This window comes from Parasediminibacterium paludis (assembly GCF_042651445.1).
Taxonomy (GTDB): domain Bacteria; phylum Bacteroidota; class Bacteroidia; order Chitinophagales; family Chitinophagaceae; genus Parasediminibacterium; species Parasediminibacterium paludis.
The window spans coordinates 343,932-366,334 of record NZ_JBHSDC010000003.1 but is presented as its reverse complement, the minus strand read 5'-3'; the positions used below and the strand labels follow the sequence as shown (position 1 = coordinate 366,334).

Below are 22,403 nucleotides of genomic sequence, written 5' to 3'. Positions count from 1 at the left end.
GATATTATATATTATTGCAATTTTAAAACATTTCTATAGCCCAAGTTCTTGTAAATATTTCGTTAGGTGCAAGTGTATTGATGCCTTCTTTCTCTATCAATTGGCTTGTGGTGGCAACATTATCGGCAATGCCACACCAAGGTTCAATACATACAAAGTCAGCATTCTTAGCAGCCCAAATACCCATATATGGAAAATCTTGGTAACTGTAAGTTAAGCCATGACTGTTTTTGTTATTTAAGATTGAAATAGCGGTAGATTTTAATTCTTTAAATACCAACGCATCTTTATAAAACAAGGCTTTGTTTAAAGGTAATTTATTGGAATTTTCTAAATATGGCATTGGTTCTAATTCTACCAATCCGTCAGCAGTTAATGGATAAATACCCGCATTTTCAGTTGTATTAAATGCTAAATAGTAATCCTCATAAACATCACCTTGTACCAATGGTACTTTAAAAGCAGGATGCGCACCTACCGAAAAATACATCGTGCCAGTATTAGGATTTTTCACAGTATAAGTAACAGATAGTTGATTGCCTTCAATAGCATAAGTAATAGAAAACAAAAATTGGAATGGATATTTTTTTAATGTTTCTTCTGTTGCCTTAATTGCAAATGTAGCGGTGTGATTGGTTTGGTCACTTACTTCAAACGTCATTTCTCTTGCAAAACCATGACGTCCCATCGCATACATTTTGTCTTCAAATTCGTAGCTACCATTTTTCAAGCCGCCAACTATTGGGAACAAGGTTGGGCTCTTTTTCCCCCAAAATTCAGGATTACCATCCCACAAATATTCAAGCCCAGTTTGTTTGTTATAAATACTTTGTAATTCGGCACCCTCAGGTGTAATGTTTACCTGTAAGTGCTCATTAGTTAAGGTTACCATGAGTAAGGATTTTTTTGGATTATAAACATTACGCCTCAGTCTCTTCCAATCTTTCATCTACACTATTGGCGATAAATCTTGCACTTATTTTCTTCAAAGGATTTCTTCTAGCATCAGCATAACCATTTCTGCGTCTATAAATATCTACGGCTTCAAACGTTGCTGCCAAAAACGAGCTTGCATCGGCTCTGTCTTTACCAGCAATATCAAAGGCTGTGCCGTGATCTGGACTTGTGCGTATACCTTCAATACCTGCGGTAAAGTTGACACCCTCACCGTAAGCCAGCGATTTAAAAGGAATCAATCCTTGGTCGTGGTACATCGCTAGTACACCGTCAAATTTCTCATGCAAACCTCTCGCAAAAAACGCATCGGCACTATATGGCCCAAATACCATCATGTGATACTTAGCATCTTTGATAGCATATTTTATTACTGTTTCTTCCTCATTACCTATCAACCCTTCATCGCCAGCATGTGGGTTTAAGCCCAACACGGCAATTTTCGGTTTCTCTATGCCAAAGTCTTTTAGCAAACTACTATGCATCATTTTCAGCTTACTCAAAATGGCGTCCTTAGTGATGTGCTTACTTATCTCAGATACAGGCACATGTTCTGTTACTAGTCCCACACGCATATTATCAGCCACCATAAACATCAAAATATCATTCACACCAAACATTTCTTTTAAGTAAGGCGTATGACCGCTATGCTTAAACGTATCTGATTGTATATTTTTCTTATGAATAGGAGCAGTTACCAAAGCATGAATCTGTTTGTCTTTCAAGGCTAGTGTAGCTTGTTCAAGCGATATAAGTGCATATTTACCCCCCAATTCGTTCAGTTGACCAGGTACAATGGCTACTTCTTCATCCCAACAGTTAAACACGTTTACTTGCTTGTGACTCAGTTTGTTCAACTCTTTGGTTGAATGATAGCTAAAATTAATGTCGGGCAAGCCCTTCCTGTAGAAATTAATGCTTTTATTACTAGCAAACACCACAGGTGTACAGATGTCCACAATCCGGGGGTCGCTCAATGCTTTAATAATTAATTCTATACCAATACCATTCAAATCACCACAAGTAAAACCCACAATTGGCTTTTGCAATTCGTAATTCATACACAAAATGTTAAAGTGTAAATGTAGGGAAGTTTAAGGGTTTTAGCCAGTACGTTATAGCTTAAATGCAATAGCTTTCTTCATGTGACCAGCTTTGGTACTACTATGATACTTTTCTTGCGTCGCACACTTGAACGCTTTGTTCATTATGGAGCTTTTATCATAGCGTAGCAAGCATTATATAAAAATAAAGCATTTTAAAAATAGATTTTGGAATCAGCGTTACAAAAATGAAACATCATTAAATGATTATCAATTTAAATATTTACTAACCTAAGATGAGTATATTGCCAACCGCTAATTTATCACATCATTACATTAGCCCTACCTTTGCAAAAATTTATTTTAATGAAACAATTTTTTCTATCAATTGCCTTTATCACTGCGCTAGCAGCTTGTAATAAAGGCAAAAACAGCTATACAATCACGGGCAAGCTAAGCAATTTAAAATCTGGTAATGCGGTGATTCTTCAAAAATGGGCTAAGGAAGATAAAAGCGATACCGCTTATGCCGATAAAGATGGCAAATTTACATTTACAGGTAGCGTAGCAGAACCGACTCCTGCATCACTAGTAATAGCAAGTACGGGGCAAGGCCTATCATCGCCTACCATTTTATTTTTAGAAAAAGGGACAATTACAATTGGTGGTACTACAGAAGGGATCAATGGCCTTATTGTAACTGGTGGTACTAGCAACCAAGAAAACAACACCATACAAAATATTCTTAAAAGCTATTATTCGCAAATGAAGCCATTGGGCGATTCTTTACAAGCCAAAATGGCTAATAAAGATACTGCAAATACGCAACCACTGGAAGCGCGGTATATGCAACTTGAGCAAAACCAAAACAACGAAGTGATGCGCTTTATAGAGTCTAACACCAAAAGCTATGTCGCTACGTTTTATGCCTATTTGTTCTTCAATAATTCTAATAATGCGGTTGCTATTGATGGTGTTTATAGCAAACTTGACAAAACAATTCAAAGCAGTTATTTTGGCTCTAAACTCAAAGAAATAAGCGATCGTATCAAATCTGCTGATGTAATTGGCAAGCCCGCACCAGATTTTACGCTACAAACACCTGATAACCAATCCGTAAGTTTATCATCATTAAAAGGCAAATATGTGTTGGTAGATTTTTGGGCTAGTTGGTGTGGCCCTTGCAGAAAAGAAAACCCGAATGTTGTAAAAGCGTTTAATCAATTTAAAGATAAAAACTTCACCATTTTAGGAGTAAGTTTAGATGAAGACAAAACCGCATGGCAAGCTGCAATTGCAAAAGATAAATTGACTTGGACACATGTAAGTGACCTGAAGGGTTGGCAAAGTGGGGTTGCTGCATTATATCATGTAGAAAGTATTCCTGCAAATTTTCTCCTCGATAAAGAGGGTAAAATAGTGGCCAAAGACTTAAGAGGCGAAGATTTAATCAACACATTAAATAGTCTTATCAAATAGTTTTGTTTAATGATATTAAAAAGGGAAGCATGATGGCTTCCTTTTTAATATCATTTATTTGCTTTGCTTTAATCGTTCATCATTTAATGCATCCTCCTGAATATATCGGTTGTAATTAAATATTCTGTATACAGCCCAATGTTCGGTTTCAAACATAATTTCTGGTGAGAATTTCTCTTGCAATAACATTTGCTTAAAATTATATGCGTTTAGTACGCTAAAAGTTTTTAAGACATTGTTGTTTTTAGCAATTAGTACAAATCGTGTCCCCGCTATCGGATTTTCTACTAATGTTAAAAAGTTCTTGTTTAAAGGTAGTACTACACCATTTAAATCTTTTAAATGCGCTATTACTTTGAAGGCCGCGGCATCATCAATTAATACTTTATTTTCTTTGGTAGCAATGGAAGAAACATACGCTGCAATTTCAAACTCTTCATTAATAGTTTTTGTACCAAGCCAGTTTTTGTAATCTTTAATTGACATGTAGAAAGTGCTTTCTTCCGCATCATCGGTATTTTTAAAATAATATATACCTGTAAATACATTCAGCAAAGCCACAGAAAACACTAAAAACCACGTTACTTTTTTACTATACTTTCTACCGCCATAAATAGTCAGGCCAAGCAAGCCAAGTATTAAAAAAATCAGGTAATACTCAATAGTAAAATTGTATTGCAGATTGATAACTAAAATAGAAATCAAGATAAAAGGTGCTAATAGCGTCAACAACTCGTATAATTTGCCTCGATAATAGAAGAATGCAAGTATTAGCAATGGATTTAACAATAATACATAAGCTTGAAATATCAACTGCGATTGTCGGGTTACATTCTTAGCATTACCGTTACTAATTACCTCACCAATAGGTACATTACCTATTACGTGCCAATTAGCGTATTGGCTAGTTAAAAAATATGTTGAGTTACCAGCATGTGTTTGGTTTAACACTTGAAACAAGAAAATCGCACCAAAAGGCAGCAGGAAAATGATAATATAGATAGCAACGGTTCTATTGGCAAGTTTTCTACGCTGAGAAACGTTATTTACTGATTGGAAATATTGTAGAATAGCGGGTTGTTCTTTATTAATTTTTAACCCTTCTAAAGATACCAAAACGATAAACGGGAAGAAGGCTAGCAATAACCATAGGAAGTTATAATCACAGAAAATTAAACATGACAAATAGATACTTGCCATCGACAAGTAAAAGGTTGTTTGCGTTTGGTAGTAACGAAACAGGCTCCTAAACACTAAATAAAAGCAAATTAAAATTGCTGCTACACCTCTACCAGAAATAGCTGCGTATATCAAGCCTGGATGCAAAAAAAACAACAATGTTATAACTGGCACATAAACTATAGCAGGTATTTTAGACGAATGCTTAAAATCATTAATAATAATATAAAATAAGGCAGTTGTAATAGCTATTGATGCTAAAATAGGCGCAAAAAGATATCCAAAAGGCGTAAATATTAATGATGATAAAAATACCAAACTTGGAAAAGTAGTACCAAGCGTTAGCAGATTACCTTCATCGCTTTCGAATAATACCTTTAGCTTTTCGGCAATAAACAAATTTTCTGAATGTTCATAACCAGTACGATGCAATATCCACGACATAATGAGATAGTACATTAGCAAGGCCAATGCAAGTACACCATTAATATATTTTTCAGCTATTTTCTTCATTCAATTTAATCGTGTGTTACTACCTGACTGGTAGAAGATAATTTACTTAAGCCATGGTTGGTTTTTTCCCAATAGAACGGTTTTGTAATTAACTGCCATAAGCCCTTGTAAGCTGCCCTAGAATGCATTAACCAATAGATAGGATTTAATGCCGAAAAAAGAATCAGCTCATAATATCTTCTTTTAAATACGGCCAACATATTAACATAAATCATTAATACATTGCCTGCAATGAAATTGAAGATAGAAATATACAATACCCAGTCTGGGAATAACTTATTTACAAAAGTCCACTTGAAAATTAAATACATGGCAAAAAAGCCAAGCAATATTGGATATAATAAAAACGTAAAAGAGGTACCACCAATGAAAAAGTTGAATCCAAAAAAACCTTTCCAGCCAACTCTTCTTACAAGTTTGGCAGGGTTGCGCATGTGCACGAGATATGTTTGCATATACCCTTTAATCCAACGACTTCTTTGGCGTATCCAGTTAAAAAACTCATTGTTTGCTTCTTCAAGCGTGGTACTGTTTACCACCCCAACTTTTAAACCTTTATCATATACGCGTAATCCCAAATCGGCGTCTTCTGTTACGTTAAAAGGATCCCACGCACCTAATTCGATTAATTTTTTTAATTTAAAATGATTAGAAGTACCACCCAATGGAATTGGAATATCCATGGTTTCTAGTCCAGTAAGCATATAATCAAACCAATAAGAATATTCTAAAGTGAACATTCTCGTTAGTAAGTTTTCATTTTTATTGAAATAGTTTAATGCCCCTTGCAATACAACAAACTCTTCGGGTAATTTCCTGAACTGACAAACCACTTTCTTCAATTGGTCAGAATCAGGAACATCTTCCGCGTCATAAATAGCTAAATACTCACCGCGAGAAAAGTGTAGGCCATAATTACAAGCCTTAGGCTTGGTTTGTGGCTGGTGTGCAGGGCAAACAATTACTTCAAAATTGGCGGGAAAATCTAGATTTCGCACCGCATTTAGCGTCTTATCATCAACCTCCTCAATCAACAATTTTACATCTAGTTTCGCTTGCGGATAATCTAAGCTACGCAAGTTCCAAATTAACTTACGTATCAATTTATCCTCTTTAAAAACAGGTAATAATATTGTATAAACAGGTAATGTAGCTTCGTTTACATTCTTAATTTCCTCTTTTGAAACCACCTCGTGTAATTCCGATTTTGAACCCGTGAGTGCCAAATACAATTTAAATAATATAGAAAAAAGAAAAAAGACGCTAGAAAAAAGGTTGATGGCTATAAAAGTGGGCTTAAAGAATAGAATAAGTAACACAACTGTTAAACCAATAAAGCCAAACAAAAAGTACAATTGACTATCAGTAAATGTTATCAAACCAGAGCTGTCTGGATCTTTTTTCATTAAGCTAAATACGGCCTCCTTTACAAAAAAACCACCTCGCATCGTATGCGCCATCCAAGTAATATCCAAGTCGGATGTGGCCACAAATTTTAGTGGACATTTAAATTTTACAGTTAAGCTAACCGCAAGCTTTTCGTCAAAAGGATCAGCAACTGCAATTAAAAGTTCACCTGTAGGTAATTTGCGCAGCGGTAGATATAAAAAGGAGTTCATATGGGACACCTCACATTCTTCAATATAAGATTTGTCCATTTCCTCGCTTCTTACGTCTATTAGTTCGTAGCCTTCTTTGGCAAGAAATGCTACATATTCTTTACGTTGCAAAAAACCAAAATTCAAGGCAGCTTTAATAGGTGCATAGCTGTATGTATCAGCTATGTCACCTACTGCTATCAGCTTGTCTTCAGCAAATACTGCAGCCTCATTCATTTTATGTAGTACACAACGATTCATTATAACGGCGGCTTAGTATGGGTTGAGACTAAAGTTCTTTAAACGTTTCTTGAGATTCTTTTACTTTATTTCTTACAAAGAAGAAAGCTAATAATACCAATACTAATAAACCTATTAGAATGAACCATTTGAATTTCTCCCAGAAAATTGCAAAACCATTTTTTTCACCTTTATAACTAACAATGTCATTCCCTTCTGGTGCTTTGAAGAAAGAGTTGCTTTTTCCATTACTTTGAGCGATACATACGTTACTCTCAATTTCAGTAAGCTGTGTGCTAAAGTTTTTAATCACGCTTTCAAAAGCAACTTTACTTGCACTATCGCCACCAGTTGCAGTAATTAATAAAATGGTACTACCTTTTTCTCTAAATATTTGTGCAATGCCGCTATTTGAAAAGTCATTAATAGAATATTCGTTGGTCTTACCATCCTTGTCTTTATATAGCTGAAAATCCTTATTAAATTGTAATGGCAGTTGCGTAAATTTCTTTACAAAATTATCTTCTCTGTTTACCAATGCAATGATGTTGTAGCCTTTTAAATCATCCAAATTTATTTTATCAGAAGATACTAATGGTGGTACAATTAATCTATTGTAATTTGGATTGAAAGGAGCGTTTAATTGATAAAACAATTCGCCTATTGAAGAAGATAAATTTGAGTTGTATAATGATGGTGATACAACAATTTTGGTAGGAACTTTTCTAAATTCAGCAGGGAAATTGAAGAAACTATAAAATCTGTTTTCTTTTTCGCCAGAGAATGTTAATATAGAAGTTTTAGTATTTACAAAAGCGAAAAAGTTACTAAAACCATCTTTACAAATATTCGTACCTGGATGAAAACGATATTCAACTTCTAAAGTATTGAATTTACTCAACATGTATGGCTTTAGATCAATATCTTCAATAAAATTGCTTCTATTCATCAAATTAGCATTATACACTAAGTTTTGATTTAAATAGATATTTAAGAACCCTCTATCATCTGGTTTTAATACTGAGAAATAACTTTCTAGGTGAAAAGTTAATTTACTTGGTATAGCGTTAAACTCTGTTAAAGAGAATACATATTTTGATTTTAAAGAACCAATACCTTCTAATAAACCAGGTGTACCGCCAAGACTTTCTAATGAAGTAATTAATGGTGATTGATTATCAACAGCAGCATAGCTTGGTACTGCTTCGTCAATAAGCACTTTCTCCGAGAAAGAACTACTTAAACGTCTGTTACTAGCCAATGTATTAATAGCTTTTCGATAACCTTCCGCATCAGCACCAGTTACCACCAATACTGTTCTCTCACCTAAACCAGTATTTACTCTTGCTAAAGCAATTAAACCTTGTTTAGCGCTAAGAGATGGAATTACCTGTCTTACTGTGTATGGTAATTTGTCTACCAAACCTGTTAAAATGCCTTGGGGTAATGAATCTTGTGGGCTATAAATACCTGTATAAACTTTTTTGTTACTAGTCGTTTGCTTTAAAATGGTATAAACGATACCACCTGCTGCTAAGTCATCCAAATCAGCAGTTGCTGGTGAATACACAGAAGAAAACTCCTGGATCCACTCTTTCAAGCTTCTTTGATAAGCCGAACCAATCTGACCAACAGCATTAAGATGGGATGAGTTTTTGATATTTAACCACACAGCTGCATTATCAATATCTTTACAGTATTCATCACCTATGCTCATTTTAGCAGCTACTTTAAGCTTAATAAAACGACCATCCGGTTGCAAATATTGAGAATCTAGAGGTACTTCAATTGTAATAATTGAATCGTTAGGCGTTACTTGTACACGGGTTGTTTTTACAGTAATATCTTTTAAACTTACAATTACAAACGAGTTGTTTGGGTTTAATACCTGAGACGCAGCTATGCGTAATACTAATTTACTTTGATTAACATTGTCATCTGGCTTTATCTTAATAAAGTAACTTACAGAGCCCGTAATACCTTGAATAGATACATCATCGTATCCCATGGATTCGAATGTTCGGACTGACTGTGCACTAATCGCACTAATAAATAAAAAGAATAGAGCCGATAGCAAAAATTTCGCTTTCATATTGTGTTCTGTTTACGGGATAAGATTAAATTCCAAACGGTAAAAGTTACCGATGCTTTCTTCGCTGTTGTAGGTGATTTTACCACCCATTTGCTCAGTTAATTTTTTTACTACAGAAAAGCCCAAGGCTGATTGTGTAGCAGTTTGTTGTGTATGATTGATATTTTCTAAATTATTAAACAATTGGTTAAGTTTTTCCATACCAATCAACTTGCCTTTATTGGTAATTTCAAGTATGGCTTTGCTGTCGCGCTTATAAGTATAAATCGCTATTAACGAATTACTCTGTGCATATCGTATGACGTTAGCAAAAAGTTTATCAATTATTTGCTCTAGGAATGCTTTATCTACTTTTAATAGCAATGGTGAAGCGTCGATATTTAGCAATAATTTTATCTGCTTCATTTGCGCAGCATTATTAAGGCTAGAAACCGCAGTTTCAACAGCAGCACCTAAATTAACTTCCTCTGTTTCGTAAGCAATTTTGGTATTGTCGGTTTCAGCAGAATTAGCCAATTTATCCGCCAAATATTTTAGTTTATCATTACCTACGCTAATATAACTCAAAATTTCTTTTTGCTCACTTGTAAGATTACTACTAGAATTTTTTAGCATATCAAGCGACATTTGGATAGAACCCGTGAAATTTCCAAAGTCGTGCATCATCATGTTTAACGTATTGTAACGATAGTCACTCAGCTTTTGCAACTTCTTATTAATGCCTTCAATTTCTCTTTTTTGATCAATAATTTTTTCAGATTGTTCAATCAATTGATTATTCGCATTTTCAATTAAAATACTTTTTTCAGTTTCTCTAGTAATTAATAAATAGCGATTATATGTAATTAAACATGAGAAAAAAGCAATAACAAAAAATGCGCCACCGCCGTTAACTACCATGGTATCGTACCCATCTGTTTTATTAAATATTTCAAAACAAATTACCAAAGCAATAATACCCAAGGCCAATTGCAATATAGAGTAAACTGGTTTCCAAAAAATTGTGATGTTAAATAATAATACTACAATACCAAATAGCAAAAAGTAAGGTAACATGTGAGTGGGCGATACTATTGCACAAATACCACCGTTTAATACCATATTAATACCGCCAAAAACGGAAGCAGTTTTGTAGTAGGGCCATTTCGATTTACTACCAAATAAGTACACAACATAAGTAAAAATGGCAACTATTAATCTTATAAATAATAAGTTAACCCAATCATGAGGTAAAAAAATATAATCCAAAAGCCAAAAAATAGGTAAAGAAAATATTAGAGACCAATGTACTACATTGGCATAATATTTTCCTTTGACCATGAGTTCGGAGTTTAACTCAGATTGGTCTATATTTACATTAGAAAGTTTATAGTCGTTTACCATATAATATACTCTACAGTACTAAATTCAAATTTGCGTGAAAATAGATTTTAAATACTTCAAACTTACAGTACTATTTGCCATTTTAAATATTTCATCTTCACTTTTTGCTAACACTGTGGATAAGTACAAAACAACGAATATTCAATATCAACAAATACCCCTGAACCTAGGGGGCGGCGTCAATCTTTCTCTACTGGAACATACTTGGGAAAATCCGGCTGATTTATTAAATAGTAATCTAGAAATTAAGTTAAAACAAATTAAAAATAGTGGCTTTAAAACGGTACGCTTGCCAGTTGCATTTGATATGTTTCTACAACCAAACTCATCTAATTTTCAAATACAATTAATAGATAAATTAGGTGATACTTACAACAAATGTAGAGCATTTGGATTAAATCTAATTATCACTTATCACTACGGAAAAGTATATTATGGCAGTACCAATCGCTTCTCAGAACGTGATAGAATTTTGTGGATGTGGAAACAAATACAAAATAAATTTAGAGGCATGGGCTATACCGATATATTTTTTGAACTATACAACGAACCCACTGAAGAACGCAGTGCCTGGAAAGATGATGTCACGTTTTTGGTAAATGGCCTTCGCTGGGAAGATAAAGAACGTATCTATATTATTGGTGGTACAAATTATAATAATGCCGACGAATTGCTAGACTTAGGCAAGTTAAGTGATGATAAAATTTTATATACCATCCATTTTTACGAACCCTATTTATTTACCCACCAAGGCGCTGAATGGGCAAAAGACAAAACTTATATTACACATATCCCCTATCCATACAATAAAAAAAAGATGCCTGCCATTGCAGACCAAGCGAAGGGTACCACTGTAGAACAAGATTATTTTAAATATCCAGCAGAAGGTACTAAAGAATTTATTGCGCTCCGTCTGCGCCGAGTTGCAGATGAATGCAAGAAAAAAGATATGCAACTCATCTGTACCGAACTAGGTGTGATTGATTTGGCTGACGAAAAATCTCGCAACCAATATCTAGAAGATGTAACAGATATCATGCAATCGCTTAATATTCCAGTTATACTTTGGGATTACGATAGAAATTTTGCGGTGAGCAAAAATGGTAAGCCTTTAAAGGGTATTAAAAATTGGTTGAAAATAAATAATTAATGCCATTTATTATCATGATATCATTAGCAAGTACATGCAGCCAATACAAAACATTATTAAAAAAACCATTGAGACTAATGCTAATAACCAACAGCCGTTAAGCAGGTTTCAAATAGCCAAAAATTTTAGAGCTTTGCGCTTAACGCTGAGGCGTTGGTTGAAAGAATCGATATTGATAATAGCAGGTATTTTTCTGGCAGCATTTGGCTTAGAAAGTTTTTTACTACCAAGCAAATTTATTGACGGTGGCGCAACCGGTATTGCGCTACTTATTTCAGAACTTACTAATTCTTCATTATCTTTAGCTTTAATATTGGTAAACCTTCCTTTTATATTTTTAGGCTATAAAATTTTGGGTAAAGAATTTGCCATTAAAGCCATTTTTGCCATTTCTGGCTTGGCGGTTATTACTGCTACAGTTCATTTTCCAGATGTTACGCACGACAAATTATTAGTAGCAGTTTTTGGAGGCTTCTTTTTAGGTGCAGGTATTGGGCTTACCGTACGCGGCGGCGGCGTACTCGACGGTACGGAAGTACTTGCCATTGCTATTACCAGAAAATCTAGCCTTACCATTGGCGATATTATCATGTGTATCAATATTATCATTTTTGCTACAGCAGCAAAATTTTTATCGATAGAAACGGCTTTGTATTCAATGATTACTTATTTATCGGCCTCCAAAACACTGGATTTTTTTATTGAAGGCATTGAAGAATATACCGGTATTACCATTGTTTCATCACATAGTGCAGAATTGAGCAACATGATTGAAACAAAATTGGGTCGCGGTTTTACTATTTATAAGGGCAAGCGAGGCTTTGGCAAAAAAGGCAGTACCGGTGATGTAGATATTATATATACTGTAATTACCCGCTTAGAAATCAGTAAGCTCAATGGTGAAATTGAAAAAATAGACCCTTATGCTTTTGTGGTAATGCAAAGTGTGAAAGACACAAAAGGTGGTATGATTAAAAAGCGCTCATATAGCCATTAAAGCGTTATTAATTTGATGTTGAAAATTGAAAAGTTTAGGTTCTAAAATTCTCTTTTGCTAGTTGCTTTTCGCTAAATCGCCTTTTGCAGCTTTACTTTATGTCTTTTGCCTATATTTATCCAAATAATTAAAATTCGCAAATGGAATCAATACTAGAACTTTCGGGTATTACCAAAAGCTACGGTAAAATACAAGCCCTCCAAAATGTGTCGTACCAAGTACCCAAAGGTAGCGTATTTGGCATTCTTGGCCCTAACGGTAGTGGTAAAACCACCATGCTTGGTATTGTATTAAATGCTTTGCAAAGCGATAGTGGTAATTTTACTTGGTTTGGAAAGCCAGGCAGCCCTGCCACAAGAAAACTTATTGGTTCGCTATTAGAAACACCAAATTTTTACCACTATTTATCAGCGGTAGATAATTTAAAAATTACCCAAGCCATTAGCCACCGTGGCAGTGAAGCTGATATTCACAAAGCACTTGAAACCGTGAAACTAACCGAACGTAAAAACAGTAAATTCAGTACTTATAGCCTTGGTATGAAGCAGCGCTTGGCAATAGGTGCGGCGCTTTTAGGCGACCCAGAAGTGATTGTTTTTGATGAACCAACCAACGGTTTAGATCCAGTAGGTATTTTAGAAATTAGAGAACTTATTAAAGAACTTGCCAGCCAAGGTAAAACCATTATTATGGCTAGCCATTTACTAGATGAAGTGGAAAAAGTGTGTACCCATGTAGCCATTATGAAGCGTGGTAAGTTACTCACAGCAGGAGCTGTTGACGAAGTATTGGCCAATGAAGACATTGTAGAAATTAATGGTAATAATGATGAGGGTTTACAACGCTTGTTTGCCAATTACCCCGGCGTTACACAAACCAAACACAATGGCAGTCACCTACAATTGTTCTTCACTTTCGGCACGGCTAATTTAGAAGCCATTAACCAACACTGCTTTAATAACGGTATTATATTAAACCATTTGTTGCTTAAAAAGAAAAGCTTAGAAACTAAATTCTTTGAGTTAACTAACGACTAAGCACGAATTACAGCAATTCATGCTATAAAATCACAAATCCCAAATCTCAAATCAAACATCTCATGATATCTCTTATAAAAATAGAATGGCTTAAGATAAAAAAATATCCAGCTTTTTGGTGGATGCTTGGCATTGTAGCGCTTACCTATCCAGGCGTAAACTTATTGTTCTATAATTTTTACGAACAATTAACTACAAAAAAAGACTTTACCAGCACCGTTGCTAAACAATTATTTGGCAATCCGTTTGCCTTTCCAGAAACATGGCATTCCGTGGCTTTCTTTTCATCTTGCTTTGTAGTTGTACCAGCTATTTTGGTAATTATGATGATTACGAACGAATACCAATACAAAACACATCGTCAAAACGTGATTGATGGTTGGAGTCGTAACCAATTTATTACCAGTAAAATATTAGACGTAGCCATTATTACCATTGTGGCCTCTATTATGTATATCGCTACAGCTACCGGTTATGGCCTTACCATTAAAGAAGACAATACGGCACTATGGAGTGAAGAAATTAAATACTTACCCTTATTTGTATTGCAAACTTTTGCGCAGCTTACCATCGCTTTTCTACTAGGCTTTTTAATCAAAAAAGCATTCATTGCCTTAGGCATTTTTGTTTTCTATTTTGCGATTGTAGAAAACATTATTGTCGGCCTTTTTAAGTTTAAAAAAATACCTGGAGCAAGATTTTTACCCTTAGAAATATCAGACAAACTTATTCCTGGACCCAAGTTCTTTAAACGTTTTGATGAAGAAGGTTATAAACTTGCCTTATCGCAGATTAATGAGCATATTGTGTACACTATTGTATTGACTGCGGGTATTTGGGGTTTGTGTTATTACATTTACAAGAAAAGAGATTTATAATTTTAACCTAGTTATTAGCTATGGAAAAGCTACTATTTAGTATTAGATTATTGATTTGCCAATATGGTGTAAACCCTTTATTTTTAATTAAGATAGATAATGGTACTGCTACCAAAATATGTGGCCAAGTGAAGCCGAGTTTTCTAGCTGATTGTTTAGAAATTGCCAATCGCAATGAGATACACCAAGCTTTTGTATTTGCCACTACAGGTGCGTTTAACAAGCCCGTTGTAAAAGCATCACTTAATGTACCGAAAGATGTATTGCAGCAACTACGAAACGCCTATGGTTTTTAGCACTAAATAATACACTTACCAACAAAAATGGCTGCCCAAACTGAGCAGCCATTTTTTTATCTTCACAAGTTAAATTAGTCACATCTCACATCTCACATCTCAAATCTCACATCTCACATCTCAGATCTCACATCAAATTGGTACCACCATTCGCTTATTATTCTGCATAATTTTTTGGGGTATGGAGGCTAAAATACTTTCCTTCAAAGCCTCTACTAATCTACGTTTTACAAAATCTCGATGGGTAATAATACTAACCTCACGCACTGGTGCAGGGTGCTTAAAATGGCGAATGCTTTTTTGTTGCTTCGCAGATAAATCTAAGGTAGCTAGTTCTGGCAAAATGGTGATGCCATCATTCAGTTCTACCATTTTACGCAAGGTTTCTAAACTACCTGCTTCGTATTCAAACTGTCCAAAATCGGTTCCTCTTTTACGTAGTTCACACAGGTTTACAATCTGACTTCTAAAACAATGCCCTTCTTCTAGCAACCATAATTTATTAGGGTCTATATCGGTTGGTAGCATATATGTTTTTTTATAGGCCGAATTTTTATGGCTCACATAAGCGATCATTTCTTCGTAAAATAAAGGCTCTTCTTTAATGCCTTTTTCGTTAAGGGGTGTTACCAACAGGCCTACATCTATCCTACCCTCACGCAAGCGGTGGATTAATAAATCTGTCGTCAATTCATTTACCAACAACTTTACATGGTTGTACTTTTTGGTAAATGCAGGAATAAACAATGGCAACAAATAAGGCGCAAGCGTAGGAATAATACCAATGCGCAATTCGCCATGCACAATGTTTTTTTGCGTGTCTACAATTTCAGACATTTGTTTGCAAGCACTCATTATTTTTCTAGCTTGTTCCAGTATTTCATAGCCCGCTTCAGTTGGTATAACTGGTTGTTTACTTCTATCAAATATTTTTACGCCCAATTCTTCTTCTAGCTTTTGTATCTGCATACTAAGCGATGGTTGCGTAACAAAACAATGTGATGCTGCCGTGGCAAAATGGCGATACGTATCTACGGCAATAATATATTCTAGCTGTACAAGTGTCATAATTAACTGCGATAATAGCTTAATGCTATCAAAGATAAAAATGAATAGCTAGAGAAGTGGTTTAGCTACTTTTGAATAATAAAATATTAAACCCATCTAGTTATAATTACCTAAATGCCGCTTCTAGCAAAAAAGATTCTACTTCAACTGGTATTAATACTTCTTTGAAAGGCTTTGATATAGCTTCGATGGACATTAATTTTGTTTTGAGGGGCATTGATTCTATTTTGAGTGGCATTAATATTCTTTCGAGTGCCATTAAAACTATTTCGAGTGCCATTAAAACTATTTCGAAAGGCATTGATTTTATTTTGAGTGACATTACTACTCTTTCGAGTGACATTAATATTCTTTCGAGTGACATTACTACTCTTTCGAGTGCCATTAAAACTATTTCGAAAGGCATTTATTCTATTTCGAGTGACATTAATTTAATTTCTACAGCTATTAATCTTGCTTCGGTGGGCATTGATGTAGTTTCGAAAGCTTTTGATGCTGCTTACAATAGTAAATCATGTCTTATCACTACAATTTATTTACAGAAAACCAAATAATAACCTCTTCCCATTAAAACTTCAGTACATTCAATGTCTTAAGCAATACATTATGGCATTACCTGTAAACGATAAAGGCAATTTAAAATTTGGCAATCAACCTAAAAAAGGTGCAACCAATGGTTCAAAATTTTTAGCTAAGCCTACTGGCAAAGCTGTAAGCGGTGGTAAAAACCCGATAAAAACTGGCGGTATGAGGGGTAGCTAATCCACATTAACTACCTGTATCACTTTTCAAAAAGCTCGTAAATTTTATGATTATAAGTAGAATATTGCCCTTGTATAACTACATTTAGTGCATGAGAAAATATGTACTTGCATTTCTTTTAGGGTATGTAACCATACAACCATCACTAGCACAATCACCCGAAACATTAAGGATAAGACAATACCACCAGCAACATGCTGATACCATTATTGGTGAGTTTGTCCAATTATTGTCATTACCCAATATCGCTAGTAACCCCATTGGGTTACAAAAAAATGCCGACTTTATTATGGCAATGATGGCCAAAAGGGATATTCACAACATACAATTATTACCTACAAAAACGTCAGGTGCAGCTCCTGCTGTGTACGGCGAAGTAAAAGTGCCAGGCGCAAAGCAAACACTAATTTTTTATGCCCATTACGACGGGCAACCAGTAAACCCAAGCCAATGGGCAAAGGGTATTGAGCCTTTTACACCAACATTACTATCAGCAGCATTAGATAAAGATGGCACCAAAATACCTTTTCCGACAGATGGTATATTTAACCCAGAATGGCGTATTTATGGCCGTGGCGCATCAGACGATAAAGCAGGGGTTGCTGCTATTTTAAACGCTTACGATGCAATTGTAAAATCAGGCTTAACACCAACTTGCAACCTTAAATTCTTTTTTGAGGGCGAAGAAGAAGCTGGGTCTACACACTTAAATGACATCTTAGAAGCCAATACAACATTGCTATCATCAGACCTATGGCTTATTTGTGATGGACCAGTACATCAAACTGGAAAAAAACAAATTTCTTTTGGTGTACGTGGTGATGCACATTTAGACCTCACCATATATGCGTCTAAACGACCATTGCATAGTGGGCATTATGGTAATTGGGCACCCAATCCAGCCATGATGCTGGCAAAACTTCTAGCATCTATGAAAAACGATGCAGGCAGGGTAACCATTAAAGGATTTTATGACGATGTGGTACCATTTACAGCAGCGGAAAAGAAAGCATTAGCGGCAGTGCCTTCGGTAGATGCACAAATGAAAAGGGAACTAGGTATTAGCAGTTCAGAGATGACAGGCTTATCACTGAGCGAGGCTATTAACCAACCCTCTTTAAATATCAACGGCATGCAAAGTGGCAATGTGGGCAAACTAGCTTCTAACCAAATACCTACGTTTGCAACTGCAGTGCTTGATTTAAGATTAGTGCTTGGTAACGATTGGCAAAGGCAGCAACAAAAAGTCATTGACCATATAAAAGCGCAAGGCTATTTTGTCATCGACCATGAACCTACAGATGCAGAAAGAGCAACCCATGCAAAAATTATAAAAATTATAGCAGGCAACGATGGCTACAATGCCCAACGAACTTCGATGGATTTACCCATTGCGAAGCATGTAATTGCTGCTGTGCAAGCCACTACATCCGACCAAATTGTGTTGCAACCATCTATGGGTGGCAGTTTACCGTTGTTTTTATTTGAAAAATATTTAAACGCCAAAACTATTAGCGTGCCTATTGCTAATCACGACAATAATCAACATGCAGAAAATGAAAATATTCGCTTAAAGAATCTATTTGAAGGAATAGAAACGATGGCCTCGTTGATGATGATGAAATAGTTTTGTAAAGTTTAGGAGTCAGCCTTTTCTACCACTCCTTCCTTAATCACCGCTTTCTTCATCAGCGTTAAAAAGCGCAACATTTCTTCCATACCACGTATATCATTTACCACTAGCAAAAAGTTTTTAGCAACTTGTTTTAAATGCGCTTTATTAGTGCCTGTTTGTAAATAAGCCAGTATATTTTTAAACAATTCTGATTCAAAATAAGGCGAATCGTTCTTGTTAATAAAATAGCAACGCATGGTATTATCTTTTAGCGTCATCTTCTCAAAACCAAGATTCACTCCCGCCCAACGACAACGCACCGTGGTAAACAAATCTTCTACCTGACTTGGTATTGGCCCAAAACGGTCTAACATTTCTGCATGAAAAGCCGTTAACTGTGCTTCATCTTCGCAGTTGTCTAACCGAGTATACAACGATAGCCTTTCGGTAATACTTTCTACATAACTATCAGGCAATAAAATTTCCAAATCTGTATCAATGGTACAATCGCTTACATAATCATCTTGCTGAGTAATTTCATCTTTAAACAAGTCTTTAAATGAGGTACGTTTGAGTTCTCTTACAGCTTCTTCTAATATTTTTTGGTACATCTCAAACCCAATCTCAGCCATAAAACCACTTTGTTCGCCACCTAATAAATTACCTGCGCCGCGTATATCCAAATCACGCATCGCAATTTGGAAGCCACTACCCAATTCGCTAAATTGTTCTAGTGTTTGTAAACGTTTACGGCTATCGGTAGGCAAACTACTCATAGGCGGTGCCAATAAATAGCAGAAGGCTTTTTTATTACTTCGACCCACACGACCACGCAATTGGTGCAAATCGCTTAAGCCAAAATGATGGGCGTTATTGATGATAATGGTATTTACATTGGAAATATCTACACCACTTTCTACGATATTGGTACAAACGAGTACATCGTATTTTTTATCAATAAAATCTAAAATACGCTCTTCTAATTCATGGCCCTCTAGCTGACCATGTGCAAAGCCTATGCTTAAATCAGGGCATTGTGCTTGGATAAGTGCTGCCATTTCGCCCAAACCATGAACACGATTATGGATGAAAAAAACTTGACCACCCCGATTGGTTTCATAATAAATAGCATCACGAATAAAATCGGCATTAAACACTTGTATTTCAGTTTGTATAGGCTGGCGATTTGGTGGCGGTGTATTGATAATGCTTAAATCTCTTGCACCCATCAAACTAAAGTGTAATGTACGTGGGATGGGCGTTGCAGTGAGTGTTAAACAGTCAACATTGGTTTTTAAAGTTTTCAACTTCTCTTTATGCGATACGCCAAACTTTTGCTCTTCATCAATAATCATGATACCCAAATCCTTGAACTTTACTTCCTTGCCTAGCAAGCCATGTGTGCCAACAATGATGTCTATTTTGCCAGCGGCTAATTTTTCTAAAGTCTCTTTCTTCTCTTTGGCCGATTTAAAGCGATTCACATAATCTACCGTTACAGGAAAATCCTTCAAACGCTCACTAAAGGTTTTAAAATGCTGAAAAGCCAAAATGGTTGTGGGTACTAAAACCGCAGCCTGCTTACCATCCACCACGCTTTTAAATGCAGCCCTAATTGCCACTTCTGTTTTACCAAAGCCAACATCGCCACATACCAATCTATCCATTGGGCTTGGTGCTTCCATATCTACTTTTACATCGGCAACAGCCTTAGCTTGGTCAGGCGTGTCTTCGTACATGAAACTTGCTTCAAGCTCAGTTTGCATATACGTATCTGGTGCATGTGCAAAGCCTTGCTGGCTCTTACGTTGCGCATATAATTTTATCAAATCGAAGGCAATTTCTTTCACCTTCGCTTTGGTCTTTTCTTTTAGTTTATTCCAAACATCGCTACCTAGTTTATTAATCTTGGGTACAGTGCCTTCTTTGCCAGTATACTTAGATATTTTATGGAGGGAATTGATGTTAACATATAGAATATCTGTGTCTTTATAAATGATACGCACAGCCTCTTGCAGCTTACCATTAATCTCTAGTTTTTGTAAACCGCTATAAGTACCCACACCGTGGTCAATATGTGTTACATAATCGCCAGGCTGCAAGTCACGCAAGGTTTTTAGTGTAATGGCTTTGTTTTTATTATAAGCCTTCTTTACACGGTATTTATGGTAACGCTGAAATATTTGATGGTCGGTATAGCACACCACTTTTAAGTCTTCATCTATAAAACCTTCATGTATAGAAGTGGCAACGGGAACAAAATTTATTTCGGTGTTCAGGTCTTTAAAAATGCTATGTAAGCGTTCAAGCTGCTTTGCTTGTTCGGCAAAAATGAAGATGCTATAATCATCCGCCTCGTGCGCTTTTAGGTTCTTAATTAATAAATCGAACTGGCGGTTAAAAGAAGGTTGAGCTTTTGTTTTGAAGTCGATGGTCAATGGTGTATTTTCGATAGCAGCACCTAAATCTGTGGACTGTCGACTGTTGACCATAGACTGTTGCCTACCAAACTCCACAATATGTCGTTGTTGTATTTGCCTTTCGATAGTAGCAACAGGTGTAAAATCTAGCAAAGACACTTCCTTCAAAATTTTGGTATCGTCTTCGTCTTCTTCCTCCTCAACTTTATGTTTCGTGTTTGGTTTTACACTTGTACCAAATGCTTCTTTTGTGGCGTTTGCCCGTTCTAAAAACAAACCAAGGTCTTCTTCTTCTTGTTCTATTTTGCCTTTAATAACATCCCAATCTTTTAACCAAACAATGGTATTTTCTGGCAAAAATTCTACTAGCGATACTTTATCCCCCGTTTCAAATTGCGTTTCTACATTGGGTATAATGCTTACTTGTAGCAGCTTGCGTTCACTCAATTGTGTTTCAGGATCAAAAATTCTAATACTATCAACATCATTACCAAACAACTCTACACGGTATGGTTTCTCATTACCAAAAGAATAAATATCTAAAATGCCGCCACGCAATGCAAACTGACCTGGTTCGTACACAAAATCGGTACGTACAAAACCATACATGACAAATAATTCCATCAAGCCATCAAGGTTAATGGTATCATTGGTTTTAATGGAAATAATATTGCCACTTAAGGTTTTAGGCAATACCACTTTTTCGAAAATGGCTTCAGGATAGGTAATGATGATTTTTTTATTGCCACCATTAGACAGCTTGGTTAAAGCCTCGGTACGTAGCATCACGTGCGACGAATTGAGTAACCGATAATTTTTACGCGTTTTAAAAGAAGATGGAAAATAAAATAAGTCTAGAGCGCTTGTTAGGTTTTCGAGTGTATTGTGAAAATAGGCAGCTTCTTCTGCATCGTTTAGTACAATCAAATGGTTTAAACCTTGCGTTTTTGGGTGCGAAAACACCGCACCGACAATAAACTCAGCACTACTACCTTGTAAATTTTTTAGAAACAGTTTTTGCGAATCTGCAAAAAGAAGTCTGTCCGCCAATTGTAAAAGGCGGGGGGAATTTTGGTAATTCTCTAACAACACGTTCAAATTCATAACTACAATTCCTATCGTAAGAAAGAATGACAAAGATAGCCTTAAGATTGGTATGTGTGTCTTTGAAAGTAACGAATAACACCGTGATTAGTAAACTGCTTTGCGGTTAATACGAATAGTAGTTGTGGTGAGAGTGCCGCTGTTTACCACAACAGTTTGAATATCATTAAATTGGTTAAACAGATTCGCATAGTAACTATTACCAATTTTAACAAAAAGCGAGTAGACACCTACAGGAAGTGTAATAGAAAATTTGCCTGCGCTATCACTTACCACGGTTGCTATTTTTTTAGTTGTAATATTTGTAAATAGCCCAGATGCTTGATCTTTTGCAACTTGATTAATATTCGTTTTTTCGTATACTAAAATCTCTGCCTGAATACCTTTTGGTTTTGACGCATCTTCACCTTTCATTGGCATTTGGTTACCCACAATTTCTACTACAGTCCCAATAATACCTTGCGTCATTATTTCTGTTTTTACATTTTTTGTTGAAGCGCATGCGCAAATAGTTACTGCCATTAATACCAAACCAAAAAGATTTTTTAGCATACCACAGTTTTAATGCTAAAAGTATCTATTTTAGTACACTTAA

General features: G+C 35.6%; 18 protein-coding genes. 9 read left to right on the top strand and 9 right to left on the bottom strand.

Features of this window, described 5'->3' with window-relative positions; genetic code table 11:
• Positions 1-22: 22 nt before the first annotated feature.
• Together ACFOW1_RS05225 and pdxA are read right to left on the bottom strand one after the other, a co-directional pair.
• A complete protein-coding gene (locus ACFOW1_RS05225) occupies positions 23-892 on the bottom strand; it encodes an aldose 1-epimerase family protein (RefSeq protein ID WP_379012668.1) in 870 nt (289 codons plus the stop codon).
• Between the two features lie 28 nt (positions 893-920).
• Complete coding sequence (pdxA, locus tag ACFOW1_RS05220) at positions 921-2,015, bottom strand: 4-hydroxythreonine-4-phosphate dehydrogenase PdxA (RefSeq protein WP_379012667.1); 1,095 nt, start codon at positions 2,013-2,015, stop codon at positions 921-923.
• Between the two features lie 348 nt (positions 2,016-2,363).
• Between pdxA and ACFOW1_RS05215 the strand changes: the two genes are divergently transcribed.
• Positions 2,364-3,476 (top strand): redoxin domain-containing protein, encoded by a 1,113-nt coding sequence (locus tag ACFOW1_RS05215; RefSeq protein ID WP_379012666.1) that lies wholly within the window; start codon positions 2,364-2,366, stop codon positions 3,474-3,476.
• 54 nt (positions 3,477-3,530) lie between these two features.
• On the opposite strand, the gene ACFOW1_RS05210 is transcribed toward ACFOW1_RS05215, so the two are convergent.
• Genes ACFOW1_RS05210 through ACFOW1_RS05195 form a run of 4 tightly spaced genes read right to left on the bottom strand, consistent with a single transcriptional unit; the run spans position 3,531 to position 10,418 of the window.
• Entirely contained in the window at positions 3,531-5,168 is a 1,638-nt protein-coding gene (locus tag ACFOW1_RS05210) for a hypothetical protein (RefSeq protein ID WP_379012665.1), read from the bottom strand.
• 5 nt (positions 5,169-5,173) lie between these two features.
• A complete protein-coding gene (locus ACFOW1_RS05205) occupies positions 5,174-7,027 on the bottom strand; it encodes a glycosyltransferase family 2 protein (RefSeq protein WP_379012664.1) in 1,854 nt (617 codons plus the stop codon).
• A 28-nt stretch (positions 7,028-7,055) separates the two neighbouring features.
• Positions 7,056-9,098, bottom strand: coding sequence for a cellulose biosynthesis cyclic di-GMP-binding regulatory protein BcsB (locus tag ACFOW1_RS05200; protein ID WP_379012663.1), 2,043 nt, complete (start codon positions 9,096-9,098; stop codon positions 7,056-7,058).
• A 12-nt stretch (positions 9,099-9,110) separates the two neighbouring features.
• The gene (locus ACFOW1_RS05195) at positions 9,111-10,418 is read right to left on the bottom strand and encodes a sensor histidine kinase (RefSeq protein ID WP_379012662.1); all 1,308 of its coding nucleotides are present in this window, start codon (positions 10,416-10,418) and stop codon (positions 9,111-9,113) included.
• Between the two features lie 97 nt (positions 10,419-10,515).
• On the opposite strand from ACFOW1_RS05195, the gene ACFOW1_RS05190 reads away from it, so the two are divergent.
• The 5 genes from ACFOW1_RS05190 (at position 10,516) to ACFOW1_RS05170 (ending at position 14,839) form a co-directional block, all read left to right on the top strand.
• A complete protein-coding gene (locus ACFOW1_RS05190; RefSeq protein ID WP_379012661.1) occupies positions 10,516-11,631 on the top strand; it encodes a glycoside hydrolase family 5 protein in 1,116 nt (371 codons plus the stop codon).
• 34 nt (positions 11,632-11,665) lie between these two features.
• Complete coding sequence (locus ACFOW1_RS05185) at positions 11,666-12,628, top strand: YitT family protein (protein WP_379012660.1); 963 nt, start codon at positions 11,666-11,668, stop codon at positions 12,626-12,628.
• Positions 12,629-12,768: 140 nt separating this feature from the next.
• The gene (locus ACFOW1_RS05180) at positions 12,769-13,665 is read left to right on the top strand and encodes an ABC transporter ATP-binding protein (RefSeq protein ID WP_379012659.1); all 897 of its coding nucleotides are present in this window, start codon (positions 12,769-12,771) and stop codon (positions 13,663-13,665) included.
• Positions 13,666-13,727: 62 nt separating this feature from the next.
• The gene (locus ACFOW1_RS05175) at positions 13,728-14,543 is read left to right on the top strand and encodes an ABC transporter permease (RefSeq protein WP_379012658.1); all 816 of its coding nucleotides are present in this window, start codon (positions 13,728-13,730) and stop codon (positions 14,541-14,543) included.
• 20 nt (positions 14,544-14,563) lie between these two features.
• Positions 14,564-14,839: a DUF3634 family protein gene (locus ACFOW1_RS05170; RefSeq protein WP_379012657.1), complete on the top strand. Its 276-nt coding sequence runs from the start codon at positions 14,564-14,566 to the stop codon at positions 14,837-14,839.
• A 132-nt stretch (positions 14,840-14,971) separates the two neighbouring features.
• Here ACFOW1_RS05170 and ACFOW1_RS05165 read toward each other — a convergent pair whose 3' ends face one another.
• Positions 14,972-15,907 carry a hydrogen peroxide-inducible genes activator gene (locus ACFOW1_RS05165; RefSeq protein ID WP_379012656.1) on the bottom strand — a complete coding sequence of 312 codons (936 nt, stop codon included), beginning with the start codon at positions 15,905-15,907 and terminating at the stop codon, positions 14,972-14,974.
• Positions 15,908-15,978: 71 nt separating this feature from the next.
• Between ACFOW1_RS05165 and ACFOW1_RS05160 the strand changes: the two genes are divergently transcribed.
• From ACFOW1_RS05160 to ACFOW1_RS05150, 3 genes are all read left to right on the top strand, one after another.
• Complete coding sequence (locus ACFOW1_RS05160; RefSeq protein WP_379012655.1) at positions 15,979-16,461, top strand: hypothetical protein; 483 nt, start codon at positions 15,979-15,981, stop codon at positions 16,459-16,461.
• A gap of 52 nt (positions 16,462-16,513) precedes the next feature.
• Positions 16,514-16,669, top strand: a complete 156-nt coding sequence (locus ACFOW1_RS05155) for a hypothetical protein (protein WP_379012654.1) — start codon at positions 16,514-16,516, stop codon at positions 16,667-16,669.
• Positions 16,670-16,760: 91 nt separating this feature from the next.
• Complete coding sequence (locus ACFOW1_RS05150; RefSeq protein ID WP_379012652.1) at positions 16,761-18,296, top strand: M20/M25/M40 family metallo-hydrolase; 1,536 nt, start codon at positions 16,761-16,763, stop codon at positions 18,294-18,296.
• An 11-nt stretch (positions 18,297-18,307) separates the two neighbouring features.
• Here the strand turns inward: ACFOW1_RS05150 and mfd are convergent, their stop codons facing one another.
• Both mfd and ACFOW1_RS05140 read right to left on the bottom strand, forming a co-directional pair.
• Complete coding sequence (gene mfd, locus ACFOW1_RS05145; RefSeq protein WP_379012651.1) at positions 18,308-21,808, bottom strand: transcription-repair coupling factor; 3,501 nt, start codon at positions 21,806-21,808, stop codon at positions 18,308-18,310.
• An 87-nt stretch (positions 21,809-21,895) separates the two neighbouring features.
• Positions 21,896-22,360: a hypothetical protein gene (locus ACFOW1_RS05140; protein WP_379012650.1), complete on the bottom strand. Its 465-nt coding sequence runs from the start codon at positions 22,358-22,360 to the stop codon at positions 21,896-21,898.
• Positions 22,361-22,403: the final 43 nt, after the last annotated feature.

What these genes read in the sequence shown, in the direction of transcription:
- ACFOW1_RS05185 (WP_379012660.1), top strand. Translation starts at nt 11,666, where the DNA reads ATGCAGCCAATACAAAACATTATTAAAAAAACCATTGAGACTAATGCT.
- ACFOW1_RS05195 (WP_379012662.1), bottom strand. Translation starts at nt 10,418, where the DNA reads ATGGTCAAAGGAAAATATTATGCCAATGTAGTACATTGGTCTCTAATA.
- pdxA (WP_379012667.1), bottom strand. Translation starts at nt 2,015, where the DNA reads ATGAATTACGAATTGCAAAAGCCAATTGTGGGTTTTACTTGTGGTGAT.
- ACFOW1_RS05150 (WP_379012652.1), top strand. Translation starts at nt 16,761, where the DNA reads ATGAGAAAATATGTACTTGCATTTCTTTTAGGGTATGTAACCATACAA.
- ACFOW1_RS05225 (WP_379012668.1), bottom strand. Translation starts at nt 892, where the DNA reads ATGGTAACCTTAACTAATGAGCACTTACAGGTAAACATTACACCTGAG.
- ACFOW1_RS05210 (WP_379012665.1), bottom strand. Translation starts at nt 5,168, where the DNA reads ATGAAGAAAATAGCTGAAAAATATATTAATGGTGTACTTGCATTGGCC.
- ACFOW1_RS05175 (WP_379012658.1), top strand. Translation starts at nt 13,728, where the DNA reads ATGATATCTCTTATAAAAATAGAATGGCTTAAGATAAAAAAATATCCA.
- ACFOW1_RS05165 (WP_379012656.1), bottom strand. Translation starts at nt 15,907, where the DNA reads ATGACACTTGTACAGCTAGAATATATTATTGCCGTAGATACGTATCGC.
- ACFOW1_RS05215 (WP_379012666.1), top strand. Translation starts at nt 2,364, where the DNA reads ATGAAACAATTTTTTCTATCAATTGCCTTTATCACTGCGCTAGCAGCT.
- mfd (WP_379012651.1), bottom strand. Translation starts at nt 21,808, where the DNA reads ATGAATTTGAACGTGTTGTTAGAGAATTACCAAAATTCCCCCCGCCTT.
- ACFOW1_RS05170 (WP_379012657.1), top strand. Translation starts at nt 14,564, where the DNA reads ATGGAAAAGCTACTATTTAGTATTAGATTATTGATTTGCCAATATGGT.
- ACFOW1_RS05200 (WP_379012663.1), bottom strand. Translation starts at nt 9,098, where the DNA reads ATGAAAGCGAAATTTTTGCTATCGGCTCTATTCTTTTTATTTATTAGT.
- ACFOW1_RS05140 (WP_379012650.1), bottom strand. Translation starts at nt 22,360, where the DNA reads ATGCTAAAAAATCTTTTTGGTTTGGTATTAATGGCAGTAACTATTTGC.
- ACFOW1_RS05205 (WP_379012664.1), bottom strand. Translation starts at nt 7,027, where the DNA reads ATGAATCGTTGTGTACTACATAAAATGAATGAGGCTGCAGTATTTGCT.
- ACFOW1_RS05180 (WP_379012659.1), top strand. Translation starts at nt 12,769, where the DNA reads ATGGAATCAATACTAGAACTTTCGGGTATTACCAAAAGCTACGGTAAA.
- ACFOW1_RS05155 (WP_379012654.1), top strand. Translation starts at nt 16,514, where the DNA reads ATGGCATTACCTGTAAACGATAAAGGCAATTTAAAATTTGGCAATCAA.